General features: G+C 68.9%; 14 protein-coding genes. 3 read left to right on the top strand and 11 right to left on the bottom strand.

The annotated features are described in order from the left end of the window. Positions 1 to 3: 3 nt before the first annotated feature. Positions 4 to 1,164: an isobutyryl-CoA dehydrogenase gene (locus tag A9X00_RS23340; RefSeq protein ID WP_067158846.1), complete on the top strand. Its 1,161-nt coding sequence runs from the start codon at positions 4 to 6 to the stop codon at positions 1,162 to 1,164. Between the two features lie 13 nt (positions 1,165 to 1,177). Next, positions 1,178 to 2,053 (top strand): 3-hydroxyisobutyrate dehydrogenase, encoded by an 876-nt coding sequence (gene mmsB / locus A9X00_RS23335; RefSeq protein WP_067158844.1) that lies wholly within the window; start codon positions 1,178 to 1,180, stop codon positions 2,051 to 2,053. Positions 2,054 to 2,068: 15 nt separating this feature from the next. Here mmsB and A9X00_RS23330 read toward each other — a convergent pair whose 3' ends face one another. From A9X00_RS23330 to secY, 11 genes are read right to left on the bottom strand one after another with little or no spacing between them, the layout of a single operon-like run. Then, positions 2,069 to 2,617, bottom strand: coding sequence for a TIGR03086 family metal-binding protein (locus tag A9X00_RS23330; RefSeq protein ID WP_067158843.1), 549 nt, complete (start codon positions 2,615 to 2,617; stop codon positions 2,069 to 2,071). A gap of 28 nt (positions 2,618 to 2,645) precedes the next feature. Then, entirely contained in the window at positions 2,646 to 3,143 is a 498-nt protein-coding gene (locus A9X00_RS23325) for a MarR family winged helix-turn-helix transcriptional regulator (protein WP_067158842.1), read from the bottom strand. A gap of 8 nt (positions 3,144 to 3,151) precedes the next feature. After that, on the bottom strand, positions 3,152 to 4,213 hold the full coding sequence (locus A9X00_RS23320) for a histidinol-phosphate transaminase (RefSeq protein ID WP_067158841.1): 1,062 nt from the start codon (positions 4,211 to 4,213) through the stop codon (positions 3,152 to 3,154). After that, a complete protein-coding gene (locus A9X00_RS23315) occupies positions 4,213 to 5,232 on the bottom strand; it encodes a 3-oxoacyl-ACP synthase III family protein (RefSeq protein WP_067158840.1) in 1,020 nt (339 codons plus the stop codon). The genes A9X00_RS23320 and A9X00_RS23315 overlap by 1 nt, the downstream gene beginning before the upstream one ends. Positions 5,233 to 5,235: 3 nt before the next feature. Then, positions 5,236 to 5,883 (bottom strand): hypothetical protein, encoded by a 648-nt coding sequence (locus A9X00_RS23310; protein WP_067158839.1) that lies wholly within the window; start codon positions 5,881 to 5,883, stop codon positions 5,236 to 5,238. After that, complete coding sequence (locus tag A9X00_RS23305; protein WP_067158838.1) at positions 5,861 to 7,570, bottom strand: thiamine pyrophosphate-binding protein; 1,710 nt, start codon at positions 7,568 to 7,570, stop codon at positions 5,861 to 5,863. Before A9X00_RS23305 ends, A9X00_RS23310 begins: the two co-directional genes overlap by 23 nt. 59 nt (positions 7,571 to 7,629) lie before the next feature. Then, positions 7,630 to 8,394, bottom strand: a complete 765-nt coding sequence (locus A9X00_RS23300; RefSeq protein ID WP_067158837.1) for an anti-sigma factor — start codon at positions 8,392 to 8,394, stop codon at positions 7,630 to 7,632. A 46-nt stretch (positions 8,395 to 8,440) separates the two neighbouring features. Beyond that, positions 8,441 to 8,989 (bottom strand): sigma-70 family RNA polymerase sigma factor, encoded by a 549-nt coding sequence (locus A9X00_RS23295; RefSeq protein ID WP_082975452.1) that lies wholly within the window; start codon positions 8,987 to 8,989, stop codon positions 8,441 to 8,443. A gap of 44 nt (positions 8,990 to 9,033) precedes the next feature. Further along, positions 9,034 to 9,834 (bottom strand): type I methionyl aminopeptidase, encoded by an 801-nt coding sequence (gene map / locus A9X00_RS23290; protein WP_067158835.1) that lies wholly within the window; start codon positions 9,832 to 9,834, stop codon positions 9,034 to 9,036. Positions 9,835 to 9,836: 2 nt separating this feature from the next. Next, the gene (locus A9X00_RS23285; RefSeq protein ID WP_067158834.1) at positions 9,837 to 10,382 is read right to left on the bottom strand and encodes an adenylate kinase; all 546 of its coding nucleotides are present in this window, start codon (positions 10,380 to 10,382) and stop codon (positions 9,837 to 9,839) included. Continuing rightward, positions 10,379 to 11,704 carry a preprotein translocase subunit SecY gene (secY, locus tag A9X00_RS23280; protein ID WP_067158833.1) on the bottom strand — a complete coding sequence of 442 codons (1,326 nt, stop codon included), beginning with the start codon at positions 11,702 to 11,704 and terminating at the stop codon, positions 10,379 to 10,381. Before secY ends, A9X00_RS23285 begins: the two co-directional genes overlap by 4 nt. Before the next feature lie 201 nt (positions 11,705 to 11,905). Here secY and A9X00_RS23275 point away from each other — a divergent pair, with 201 nt between their 5' ends. Beyond that, positions 11,906 to 12,811 carry a class I SAM-dependent methyltransferase gene (locus A9X00_RS23275; protein WP_067158832.1) on the top strand — a complete coding sequence of 302 codons (906 nt, stop codon included), beginning with the start codon at positions 11,906 to 11,908 and terminating at the stop codon, positions 12,809 to 12,811. The last annotated feature ends 5 nt before the right edge of the window (positions 12,812 to 12,816 follow it).

The following is a 12,816-nucleotide window of genomic DNA, read 5'->3' as shown; positions in this document are numbered from 1 at the left end:
GTCATGTTCACCCTGAACGACGACGAGCGGGTCATCACCGAGACGGCGGCCGCGTTCGCCGCCAAGCGCCTCGCGCCGCACGCCCTGGACTGGGACGCCACCAAGCACTTCCCGACCGACGTGCTGCGCGAGGCCGCCGAGCTCGGCATGGCGGCCATCTACTGCCGCGAGGACGTCGGGGGCAGCGGCCTGCGCCGGCTCGACGGGGTCCGCATCTTCGAGCAACTCGCGATCGCCGACCCCGTGACCGCTGCGTTCCTCTCCATTCACAACATGTGCGCGTGGATGATCGACAGCTTCGGCACCGCCGAACAACGCAAGGAATGGATCCCGCGGTTGGCGCCGATGGACGCCATCGCCAGCTACTGCCTCACCGAGCCGGGCGCCGGCTCCGACGCCAGCGCGCTGAGCACCCGCGCGGTCAAGGAGGGCGGCGATTACGTGCTCGACGGCGTCAAGCAGTTCATCTCCGGCGCGGGTGCCTCGGACGTGTACGTGGTGATGGCGAGGACCGGGGGTGAGGGGCCGCGCGGCATCTCCGCCTTCATCGTCGAAAAGGGCACTCCCGGGCTGAGTTTCGGTGCGCTCGAGGAGAAGATGGGCTGGCACGCCCAGCCTACCGCGCAGGTGATCCTCGAGGGGGTGCGGGTGCCCGCCGACGCGATGCTGGGCGGCGCGGACGGCGAGGGCGCCGGGTTCGGCATCGCCATGAACGGCCTCAACGGCGGTCGCCTCAACATCGCGGCGTGCTCGCTGGGCGGCGCGCAGGCCGCCTTCGACAAGGCCGGCTCCTACGTGCGCGAGCGCCACGCGTTCGGCAACTCGCTGCTCGACGAGCCGACCGTCCGGTTCACCCTGGCCGACATGGCCACCGGGCTGCAGACGTCGCGAATGATGTTGTGGCGGGCCGCAAGCGCGTTGGACGCCGACGACCCGGACAAGGTCGAGCTGTGCGCGATGGCCAAGCGTTACGTCACCGACACCTGCTTCGAGGTCGCCGACAAGGCCCTGCAACTGCACGGCGGCTACGGCTATCTGCGCGAGTACGGCCTGGAAAAGATCGTCCGCGACCTGCGGGTGCATCGAATCCTGGAAGGCACCAACGAGATCATGCGGGTTGTCATCGGCCGCGCCGAGGCCTCCCGATTCAGGGCGAGCGCGTAGAAAGGGCTCATAGATGACCCGGATTGCGTTCCTGGGCTTGGGCCACATGGGCGGCCCGATGTCGACGAACCTGGTCACCGCCGGTCACACCGTGCGCGGATTCGATCCCGTGCCGGCGGCGTTGTCCGCGGCGGCCGAGGCCGGCGTCACCGTCTTCGACAGCGCCGCCGAGGCGGTGGCCGACGCGGACGTGGTGATCACCATGCTGCCCAACGGCGATATCGTGAAGCGCTGCTACGCCGACATCCTGCCCGCCGCGCACGCGGGCGCGCTGTTCATCGACAGCTCCACGATTTCGGTCAGCGACGCCCGCGAGGTGCACGCGCTGGCCGAGGGGCACGGGATCGCGCAGCTGGACGCGCCGGTCTCCGGCGGGGTCAAGGGCGCCGTCGCGGGCACGCTGGCGTTCATGGTGGGCGGCGACGAGTCCGCGGTGCAGCGGGCCCGTCCGGTGCTGGAACCCATGGCGGGCAAGGTCATTCACTGCGGCGCGGCCGGCGCGGGCCAGGCCGCCAAGGTGTGCAACAACATGGTGCTGGCGGTGCAGCAGATCGCGGTCGGCGAGGCGTTCGTGCTGGCCGAGAAGCTGGGGCTGTCCGCCCAATCGCTGTTCGACGTCATCACCGGCGCGACGGGCAATTGCTGGGCGGTGCACACCAACTGCCCGGTGCCGGGCCCGGTCCCGACCTCGCCGGCCAACAACGACTTCAAGCCCGGCTTCGCGACGGCGCTGATGAACAAGGACCTGGGCCTGGCGATGGACGCCGTCACGTCCACCGGTTCGGCCGCGCCGCTGGGCACGCACGCCGCCGAGATCTACGCCAAGTTTGCGGCCGACCACGCGGACAAGGACTTCAGCGCCGTCATCGAGATGCTGCGCGACAGCTGAGCAAAAAGCCCCGCGTCACTCCGCCTTTCGCCCGAGGAACGCGGCCAGCTGATCGGCCGGCGGGCTCTCATCCGAGCACGGCTGTTCCGCGGCGAAGGGCTTGTCCGGCCCGCGGAACTGGGGGCCCACGAACGCGCGCGCCGCGGCGAGCTGCTCGGCCGCCAGCTCGGGATCGAGATCGGTGGACTGGCCGGTGGCGGCCGCGAGATCCCATGCGTGGGTGAGGACGTCGCAGGTGCGCAGCCCGATGAAGAACTGCCCGGGCAGCTCCCCGAACGGCAGCTTGAACATGGTGGACATCCCGTCGGGTCCGGCGAAGACCTCCTGTGCGGCCGCGGCGGCGGCCCGATGCGCCGCCATGATGTCGTCGGGCCGGGCGGCCGGCTTCTCGGCGCGGCCTGCCCATATCGCGACGCGCTCGTTGCCGCCGATGACGTGCTCGATAAGGTCACGAATCGTCCACTCCGAGCACGGCGTTGGGCCGCGGTACCGATCGGGGCTGACCTTGGCGAGGACGCCGGCGAACGCTTCCTGTGCGCGCTGGTGAGCAACTAGTGGGTCCATGGGAAACCGCCTCCTGCCTTTCAGATCGTCAGAAGTCGCCCGCATTGCGGCGCAACGTTTCGATGGACGACACCAGCGCCTGCGATTCGGCGGCGTCCATTCCGATGTCGGCGAACACCTGCTCGTTGAGCGTGACGGTGGCGTCCTCGACGGTGGAGCGGCCGAGGTCGGTGATGGCCACCAGCGTCGTGCGCCCGTCGGTGGGGTGCGGCACCCGCTGAACCAGCCCGTCGGCCTCCAGCCGGCGGATGGCGTGGGTCACGCTGGTCACGTGCACCTGCAGGCGATCGGACGCCTTGGTGATCGGCAGCGCACCGGTCCGGCTGAACGCCAGCAGCCGCAGCAACTCGTAGCGGGAGAAGCTCAGGTCGTAGGGGCGCAGCGCGGTCTCGACGCGGGCCAGCAGTATCTGGTGCGCGCGCATCACCGAGGTGACGGCGACCATGCCGTCCGACACGTCGCCCCAGCCGGCGCGCTCCCAGTTGGCCCGCGCCGCGGCGATCGGATCGCGTTTCGATGCGGCCACGCCCTTTCTTACCGCATCTGGGACCGAAGCGGGGCCTTTCCTATAGCCGACAGCACCGCCAGGGTCGACGCGCGGTTACCCACGGTGATCCGCGCGCCGCCGTCCGGGTAGTGGCGGACGTGCAGCCCGCTGTCCGCGAACACCTCATGCCATGACGGACCCCGCCCACCCCTCAAGGGCAGGTACATGAAGTTCGCGTGGGCGTCCGTGGTGTAGACGTCCAACGCGCTCAGCCGCATCCGCAGATAGCGGCGTTCGGCGTTGATCGACTGGATCCGTTGCTGCAGTTGGTCTTCGGCGTCGTACGACGCCGCGACCGCCAGCAGGCTGGTCAGCGCGATGCCGAACGGCAACTGTTGGGACCACAGGGTCGCGGCCAGCTCGGGCGACGCGAGCCCGTAGCCGATGCGCAGCCCGGCCAGGCCGTAGGCCTTGGAGAACGTCCGCACCACGACCACGTTCGGGAAATCCGCGAGCAGCGCCGCGATGTCGATGCGGTGCTCGGGCGCGGCGAACTCGATGTAGGCCTCGTCGAGCAGCACGACGGTGTCTCGCGGGACCCGGCGCAAAAACCGCGTCACCTCGTCCGCGCTCTCCAGCGTGCCGGTCGGGTTGTGCGGGCGGCACAGCACGACCACGCGGGCATCCGCTGCGGCGTCGGCCAGCCCGTCGAGGTTGTTGTGGCCGTCCGCGTCGAGGGGGACGAGCAGCGGGGTCAGCCGCGCCATCCGGGCGATGATCGGATAACCGTCGAAGGTCGGCGACGACATCGCCACCGTGTCGCCCGGGACGGTCAGCGCGTGCAGGGCCTGCAGCGCGACGCCCGTCGCGCCGGCACCGAGCACCACCTGTTCGGCCGGCAGGCCGGCGTGGCCGGCGATCAGGCCGCGCAGCCGTTCGGGCAAGAACTCCGGATACCGGTTGACCGCGTAGATCGAGCGGATCAGCGCCGAGCGCACCGCCGGCAACGGCGGGAACGGATTCTCGTTGAGCGACAACGCAAGCGGGTCGATCGCGGTGGGAAAGGCCTCGTCGATGTCGTCGGCGAAGGGGCTGGGGACGGGTTGCATTAGCCCCGCCCACCCCAGCGCACGGCCGCCGCGCCGGCGAAGTCACCGGCGTGGGCGAAGGCCGCCATCATGACCACGTCCCCCGCCTCGAGCTGACCGTCGGATATCGCGCGGTCGAGGTTGACCGGGATGCCGGCGCCGAACAGGTTGCCGCACTGATCGAAGGTGTCGCAGTGGCGTTCGGGGGGCAGCTCGAGGGCCTCGCGCCAGTTGCGCAGGAACACCCGGTTGGGCTGGTTGGTGACCAGCAGATCGATGTCCTTGGAGGACAGGCCGATTCGGTCGCAAACCGCCAGCGCCACCTCGGGCACCTGCCGGTTGCCGCGGGCCAGCACCTTGGTGATCTTGCTTTCGGTGAAGCCGATCGAGCCCTCGCCGAGTCCCGCCTGCCACCACTTGCGGGGCGGGTTGAAGGACAGCGTCATCTCGCCGGCGTATTCGCCATAGGTGCGGCACTCGACGTCGAGGATCGGGGACTGATCGCCCACGGTGACCAGGGCCGCCGCCGCCCCGTCGCCAGGCACCGCCGACTGCGCCTTGCGGCGGATCGTCGGCTGGTCGAAGAACTGCCCGGCGGCGTTTTGCGCGATCGCGATCAGCGCGGTGTGCCCCTCGCCCGTCGACAGCAACTTGCGGGCCACGTTGAGCGCCAACACGAATGCCGCGCACCCGCCGTTGTTCAGGTCCAGCACCCACGACGGCCGCATGCCCAGTCGGTGCGCGATGCCGCCGCCCTGCCCGTAGAACGCCATGTCCGGCACCTGGGTGTGGGTGATCAACACGTCGGCGCCCTCGACGGCGTCGTGGCCGTGCCGCTCGATCAGGCCCTGCACCGCCTGCTCGATCATGTCGATCGAGCTTTCCTCCGGCGCGACGTGATGGCGAAACTTCGGGGCGCGGAACATGAGATTGTCACGCAGGTCGTCGGATTCGGCGAATTGCGCATAGTACTCGGCGCCGATCGGCTCACCGGGCAGATAGGTGGACACGTCGATCAGGCTCACGCTCGGCTCATTCATGGTTCACCTCATCCACTTCGGGGTCACCGGTAACCCGTTGCGGTGCCGGTACTCGGCGATGGCCTTGAGGTTCTTCAGCTCCAGCAGGTGGCCGGCGCCGAACATGTCCCAGAAGTCGCCCACCCACACCGGGCGCTGCGGCGGCGCGGTCTCCGGGTACGGGTTCTTGTCGTAGAAGGGGTGGTGGCAATTCGTCCACAGCACAACCGAACCCGGCTTGTCCAGGACCGTCTGCGCGTCGACGACCCGCATCAGGTAGATCATCCACAGGTGCTTGCCCTGGTCCCACGCGCAGTGGTAGTCGACGGTGCGGGCCTGCTCGTTGGCGACGGTCCGCGTGTAGATCTTGGTCTCCGAGCCGAGCCGGTCGTACGCCAGCCACAGGCCGGGTTCGTCGGTGGGGGTGAAACCGCGCAGGCTGTAGGTCCACTCCTCGAGGCTGCGGGTGTCGGACATGTACTCGTACAACTCGTCCGGCGGGCAGTCGACGTAATCGTTGACGGTGCAGTACTCCCCGAATACCTGGTCGTGCGGGTAGACCGAGCGCATCATGTCCATGATGATCGGGGTGGCCTTTTCCCGCGGGCTGGTTTCGATGCGGGTCACACCGTCGAGGGGCGTGGGGATGTCATCGAGCGCTGGCAGCGACATCGGTCCGGTTCTCCTTTGCGATTGACGTCAAAAACGGTGCGAACGGCGGCATCTCGTCGGCGGCGCATTCGACGCTGACGACGGCGGGCCCGTCGGTGGCGAGCACCGCGCGCATCCAGGCGGCCAGGTGATCGAGGTCGTCGACGTCGACGGCCGTCAGCCCCGGGAACATCGCCGCCAGCCCGGCGCCGAGCCGGCTGGAGCGGAATCGGTTGTAGCTGTACAGGTCGTCGTAGAAGAGCTGCTCGCGGGTCACGCACATGGCGTGGGCGTTGTTGTTGAAGACCACGAATGTCACCGGCAGCCGGTACTGCAACGCGGTGTGCACCTCCATGCCGTGCATGAAGAATGCCCCGTCCCCGGCAACCACCACGGTGCGCCCCGGGGGCCGCCCGCTGTTCGCGCGGCCGAAAGCCATCCCGATGCCGGCGCCGAAGCTGTAGCCCATGCCTCCCATGCCCAGCGCGACCGCGAACCTGCCGTCCCGGCGGGCCGGCAGGTAGTGGATCGCCGCCGCGCCGGTGTTGCCGGCATCCACGACGATGTCCGCGCCGTCGGGCAGGCAGCCGTCCAGCACCGTCATCGCGTCCCGATAGCGCACCCCGGGCCCGTCGCACGGCGGCGGGGACAACTCGGTGCGCCGCACCGTGTCGGGCACCCGCACCCTGGCCGGCCGTCCCGGCCCGGACAGCGCCTGGGTCAGCATGCGCAGCGAGCCGCGCAGGTCGTCGGTGTGCACGTGCGTGCACGGAACGTACGGCGGCGCCGAGCCGATCGAGACCGTCCGCACCGCCGCCAGGGCGTCGTCGAGCCCGGTGCGCGCGGTGACCGACAGGCGCGTGCCGACCACCAGGCACACGGCGCTGCCGGCCACCGCTTCAACCACACCGGGGTGGCCCATGACACCGGTCACCCCCAGCGCGGACGACGACCCGAGACCCGGTGTGCCGGCGACGTCCTTGGCATCGGGCACCGTCGCCACCCGCGCCCGCAGCACCGCGCGCAGGGCCTCCAGCTCGGCGCGGGCGTTGTCGCGGGCGACCTGCTCGCCGACGATCATGGTGACCGGGCCGTTCGCGTCGCGCAGCAGCCCGACGAGCGGGTGCGGGTTGCCGATGGGGCGCAGCTCCTCGGTGGGCCACCCGTTCTGCCCGCAAATGACGCTGCCCTGCTGAATGTCCTTGGGCAGCAACAGGACCGCGGGGCCGCCGGTGCGCGCCGCGGCGATCGCGCGCGTCAGGGCCGGCGCAGCGTCGGCGGGGCGCAGCACCCGCTCGCACGACACCGACACCGCGGAAAACAACGCCTGCGCGTTCAGCGAGCCGTTCTCGCCGCTGGTGTCCTGAAAGCTGCCGCGGCCGTCCAGGGCGGTGGGGGCCTGGCCGACCAGGGCCAGCACCGGCACCCGGCTCGTCAGCGACTCCCCAAGGGCGGCAACAAGATTCAGCGCTCCGCCGCCCGACGTCGCGGCTACGACACCCAACCCGGCCCCGCTGCGGCTGTACCCGTCGGCCATGGCGGCGGCGGAGAATTCGTGCTTGGCCAGCACGGCGGTGATGTCGCTGCGGAAGTGCGCGGCGTCGTAGAGGTCCTCGATGTTCGCGCCGTCCACCCCGAAGATATGGTCGACGCCGACCGAGGCGAGCCGCTCGACGATGTGGTCGACCACTCGCTGCTTCCTGGGCATGCCTGTAACACGACGCGCGGCGAACTTCAGTTCACCGCGCGTCGGTTTTTACAGTGGGGTTACAGCGAACGCTGCAGCAGAACCTGCCCGCTGTCAGCGGAAACCACTTGCACGGCAGCGATCTGGTCGACCGGCGTCGAGATGCTGCCCGCGGGCGTGGCGGTGTGACCGGGTTCGGCCACCCACGTCGCCAACCGGGTTTGGCTCCCGTCGCGACCCACGACGACCATCGCCAGCGTGTCGTGGTGCGCGTTCAGCGGAGCCAGGCAGACACACTTCAGGTTGATCGAGGTCCCCCAGTGCTGGCTGGACAGCTGCACCGTGGAGGCCAACAGGGTGGTACCGATCTGCGCCATCGGCTGCGAGGAGGCGGCCACCTGCTGCGCGGGCGCCGAGTTCCCCTGCACCCCGACCAGCACGCCGATCCCCAGCACCGCGGCCGCGGCCGACGATGCCACCCAGGTCGCGACCCGGGCCCGGCGCCGGCGCCAGCGCACCGTTGCGAGCAACGAGGGCAACAACTCCGGCGAAATCTCCGGCGCCGCCGTCATGGTGCGGCCGGACTCGTCCATCGCCGCCACCTGTGCCCCGTCGAGCTGCGACAGCAGGGCCGGCACGCCACTCAGATCGGCGACGGCCTCCCGGCATGCCGGGCAACCGGCCATGTGCGCCTCGAACTCGCGCCGGTCGGAAGCCGACAGCGACCCCAACACGTATGCGGCATCCCACATCGCGTAGCGGTGGTCGTCTTCCACGGTCAAACCAAACACCTCGTTGTCACCGGGCGGGCCGATGCCTCGTAGCGGCGTCCTCATCTCGTCCATCTCCTGTCACCCATCAAGCATTCGGAGCCGACGACCGTCTGGATGGTCATCGCGTGACTCCAAGTTCCTGCAGAGTGAGCCGCAACGCCCGCACGGCATAGTGTAGTCGCGACTTCACGGTTCCTTCGGCGATCTCTAGGTCGGTAGCAATCTGCGCGGTCGTCCAACCGCGGTAGTAGGACCGCTCGATCACCGCGCGGTGCTCGGCGGACAACTGCGTCATGGCCTCGGCTATCAGCAGCCGGTCCAGCGCCGCGTTCACCTCGTCCGGCGTCGATTGCTCGGGCGCTCCCGATTCGTCCAGCGAACCGACGACGTTGCGGTACCTGGCGCTGCGCCGGTCGTCGATGATCATGTTGCGTGCCACGGTGAACAGCCACGCCCGCGCCGACCGCTCGGTGTCACCGACGACCTCCGGATGCTGCCAGGCCCGCAACAGCGTCTCCTGGACAACGTCCTCGGCCTGACTGGCGTCCCCGGTCAACCGGAGCGCATAGCGCCACAACACCGCGGCATGTTCGTCGTAGAGCGCCTTCATCAGAGCGGCCTCTGCAGCAGCCCCGGACGCCCCCCGAGTGCCGGCCACACGAGCCACTCGATCACCTCCTGCCTGGAAAACGAGCGGAGGTGGGGTTTAGTTCACGTAACGGTGAGGATGCGCGGCCCGGTTTCGGTCACCGCGACGGTGTGCTCCCAGTGCGCCGCGCGGGATCCGTCGGCGGTCGTGACGGTCCATTCGTCGTCGAGCACCCTTGTTTTGCTGGTTCCCAACGTCAGCATCGGTTCGATCGCCAGCACCGAGCCCGGGGCCAGCATCGGCCCCCGCCCGGGCGAGCCCTCGTTGGGCAGGAAAGGGTCCATGTGCATTTGCCGGCCGATGCCGTGTCCGCCGTAGCCCTCGACGATCCCGAACGCGAGGCCGTAGCGGGCCGCGGCGGCGCGGGTGCCCGTTTCGATGGCGTGCGCCACATCGGTCAGCCGGTTGCCGACGACCATCGCGGCGATGCCGGCCTGCAGCGATTCCCTGGTCGCGTCGCAGAGCGCCTCGTCGGCCGCGTCCAGCGTCCCGACGCCGAAGGTGATGGCGGCGTCGCCATGCCAGCCGTCCAGCACCGCGCCGCAGTCGATGGACACCAGGTCACCGGGGGCCAGAACTTCCGCGGCCGACGGGATGCCGTGCACCACGCGGTCGTTGACGGAGGCGCAGATCGACGCCGGGTAGCCGTGGTAGCCGAGGAACGACGGGACCGCCCCGGCCTCGCGGATCACCGACTCGGCGATCTCGTCGAGGCTCAGCGTGGACGCGCCCGCGACCGCGGCGGCGTGGACCGCGTGCAGGGCGGACGCCACCACGGCGCCGGCCGCCGCCATCGCGTCGAGTTCACCGGGGCTGCGCTGCGGCACGACCCTGCGACTGCGCAGCCGCGCCAGCGCGCTCATGGTTACTTGCCCAGCGCCTGCAGCGCGCGGGCGAACACCTCGTCGACCGTGCCGACCGCGTCGACCGTTTTCAGTTCGTCGCTGTAGTACTCCAGCAGCGGCGCGGTCTCGTCGCGGTAGACCTTCATGCGGTTGAGGATGACGTCTTCGGTGTCGTCGGCGCGGCCACGGCCCTTGAGGCGCTGCAGCAACTCGTCCTCCGAGACGCGGAATTCGACCACCGCGTCGATGTCGGTGCCCCGCCGTTCGAGCATCTCGTGCAGCGCCTTGGCCTGCGCGAGCGAGCGCGGGTAGCCGTCCAGGATGAAGCCGTTGGCCGCGTCCGGGTCGTCGAGGCGGTCGTCGACGAGTTGGTTGGTCAGCTCGGAGGGCACCAGGTCACCGGCGTCGAGGTAGCGCTTGGCCTCCAGGCCGAGTTTGGTCCCGTTTTCGATGTTGTTCCGGAAGAGCTCCCCGGTGGAGATTTGCGGGATATCGAGCTTCTCGGCGAGCTTTTGGGCCTGCGTCCCTTTGCCCGCCCCGGGCGGTCCCAGCAAAACCACTCTCACTTGAGGAACCCTTCGTAGTTGCGCTGCATCAGCTGGCTCTCGATTTGTTTGACCGTATCCAAACCGACGCCAATCATGATCAAAACCGCAGTGCCGCCAAACGGCAAATTCTGGACCGCTCCGCCATTGCCGATCTGCAGGAACAGATTGGGCAACACGGAAATCGCGCCCAGATAGATCGAGCCCGGCAGCGTGATCCTGCTCAGCACGTAACGCAGGTAGTCGGCGGTCGGCTTGCCCGGCCGAATGCCCGGAATGAAGCCGCCGAACTTCTTCATCTCGTCGGCACGCTCATCGGGGTTGAACGTGATCGACACGTAGAAGTACGTGAAGAAGATGATGAGGCCGAAGTAGATGCTGATATAGACCGGATCGCTGGGGTCCGACAGGTAGCTGCCGACGAATTTGTCCCACCAACTGTTGCCCACGCCGCCGCTGCCGCTGCGGATCAGCTGGGTGATCAGGTGCGGAATGTAGATCAGCGACGACGCGAAGATGACCGGAATAACGCCGGCCTGGTTGACCTTCAGCGGCAAATACGTCGACGTTCCGCCGTACATCCGCCGGCCCACCATGCGCTTGGCGTATTGCACCGGGATGCGGCGCTGGCCCTGCTCGACGAAGACCACGCCGACGATGATGAGCAGCGCGGCGCCGCAGACGGCGGCGAAGATGACCCCGCCGCGGCTGTCCAGGATGGACTTGCCCTCGGCGGGGATGCGCGCCGCGATGCCGACGAAGATCAGCAGCGACATGCCGTTGCCGATCCCGCGTTCGGTGACCAGCTCACCCATCCACATCACCAGGGCCGCACCGGCGGTCATCACCAGCACGATGACGACGAGCGTGAAGATCTTCTGGTCGGAGATGATGTCCAGCGAGCAGCCCTGCAGCAGCCCGCCGTTGGCCGCCAGCGCCACGATGCTGGTGGCCTGCAGGATCGCCAGCGCGATGGCCAGGTACCGGGTGTACTGGGTCATCTTCGCCTGGCCGGACTGGCCCTCTTTGCGCAATTCCTCGAAGCGCGGGATGACCACGGTCAGCAGCTGCACGATGATGCTCGCCGTGATGTAGGGCATCACGCCCACGGCGAACACCGTGAGCTTGAGCAGCGCGCCCCCGGAGAACAGGTTGATCAGCGAATAGATCTGCCCGGCCTCGCCCCCGCTGGCCTCCTTGATGCACTGCTGCACGTTCGGGTAGTTCACCCCCGGAGAGGGCAATGCGGCGCCGACCCGATAGAGAAGGACGATGCCAAGCGTGAAGAGGATCTTCCGTCTCAGGTCGACTGTCCGCAGCGATGAGATGAAAGCCGAAAGCACTCTTCCTCCTGCGTCCTGCGTCTCGCGCCTAACACCCGCAGGCCAGGACGTACGGCGCCGCGCGTCAAACCGTGTACGAGACTAACAGCTGATCGGGACGGCCCCTGTCAAGCCCCTTGGAGGACACAGGAAGCGGTCAGCCGCGAGGCGTAGAGTTCGAATCGCTTGGCTCGTTGCATTTGCTAAATAAGTGGGAGCACCATGACGCGAACCGATCAGGACAGCTGGGACCTGGCCTCCAGCGTCGGCGCGACGGCAACGATGGTCGCCGCGGCCCGCGCGCTGGCCAGCATGGAAACCGACGCGATCATCGACGACCCGTTCGCGGCGCCGCTGGTGCGCGCGGTCGGCCTGGACTTCTTCGTCCGCCTGATCGACGGCCAGGTAGCGCCGGGCGCGGACGACGGCGGCGAACGCGACCTGCAACTCGAGACCGACTCGATGGCGGTGCGCACCCGCTTCTTCGACGATTTCTTCCTCAACGCCGCCCGCGACGGCATCCGCCAATCGGTGATCCTGGCCGCCGGCCTCGACGTGCGCGCCTACCGGCTGGCCTGGCCGCCCGGCAGCGTGGTCTACGAGGTCGACCAGCCCAAGGTCGTCGAGTTCAAGACCGCGGCGATGGAGAGCCTGGGCGCCGCCCCGACCGCGGACCGGCGCACCGTCGCCGTCGATCTTCGCGACGACTGGCCGGAAGCGTTGCGCCGCAGCGGGTTTGACGCGTCGCAGCCGACGTCGTGGAGCGCCGAAGGCTTGCTGATGTACCTCCCGCCCGACGCCCAGGACCGGCTCTTCGACAACATCACCGAGCTCAGCGCGCCCGGCAGCAAGCTGGCCACCGAATACCACGGCGACTCCGGGCGCACCATGACCCAACGCGCGCAGCAGTTCAACCAGCGGTGGGCCAACCTGGGCTGCGACATCGACCTGTCCGGGCTGTTCTTCGACGGCGAGCGCAGCAACGTCGTCGAGTACCTGGCCGGCAAGGGCTGGCAGGTGAGCACCCGGCCGCGGCGGGAGTTCTTCGCCGACTACGGCCGCGTCTTCCCCGACGACGAGCAATCGCAGCTGCGCAACATCATCGCCGTCACCGCCACGCTGGCCTGAGCTCG

Source organism: Mycobacterium sp. 1245805.9, assembly GCF_001672915.1.
In the GTDB taxonomy this organism is placed as follows: Bacteria; Actinomycetota; Actinomycetes; order Mycobacteriales; family Mycobacteriaceae; genus Mycobacterium.
The sequence above is the reverse complement of the archived record's forward strand: the minus strand, read 5'-3'. Positions and strand labels throughout refer to the sequence as shown.

Excerpts from the sequence above, each read along its gene's own strand:
- A9X00_RS23305 (WP_067158838.1), bottom strand. The coding sequence starts at position 7,570 with ATGCCCAGGAAGCAGCGAGTGGTCGACCACATCGTCGAGCGGCTCGCC.
- mmsB (WP_067158844.1), top strand. The coding sequence starts at position 1,178 with ATGACCCGGATTGCGTTCCTGGGCTTGGGCCACATGGGCGGCCCGATG.
- A9X00_RS23275 (WP_067158832.1), top strand. The coding sequence starts at position 11,906 with ATGACGCGAACCGATCAGGACAGCTGGGACCTGGCCTCCAGCGTCGGC.
- A9X00_RS23310 (WP_067158839.1), bottom strand. The coding sequence starts at position 5,883 with ATGTCGCTGCCAGCGCTCGATGACATCCCCACGCCCCTCGACGGTGTG.
- A9X00_RS23340 (WP_067158846.1), top strand. The coding sequence starts at position 4 with ATGTTCACCCTGAACGACGACGAGCGGGTCATCACCGAGACGGCGGCC.
- A9X00_RS23315 (WP_067158840.1), bottom strand. The coding sequence starts at position 5,232 with ATGAATGAGCCGAGCGTGAGCCTGATCGACGTGTCCACCTATCTGCCC.
- map (WP_067158835.1), bottom strand. The coding sequence starts at position 9,834 with ATGAGCGCGCTGGCGCGGCTGCGCAGTCGCAGGGTCGTGCCGCAGCGC.
- A9X00_RS23300 (WP_067158837.1), bottom strand. The coding sequence starts at position 8,394 with ATGGACGAGATGAGGACGCCGCTACGAGGCATCGGCCCGCCCGGTGAC.
- A9X00_RS23330 (WP_067158843.1), bottom strand. The coding sequence starts at position 2,617 with ATGGACCCACTAGTTGCTCACCAGCGCGCACAGGAAGCGTTCGCCGGC.
- A9X00_RS23320 (WP_067158841.1), bottom strand. The coding sequence starts at position 4,213 with ATGCAACCCGTCCCCAGCCCCTTCGCCGACGACATCGACGAGGCCTTT.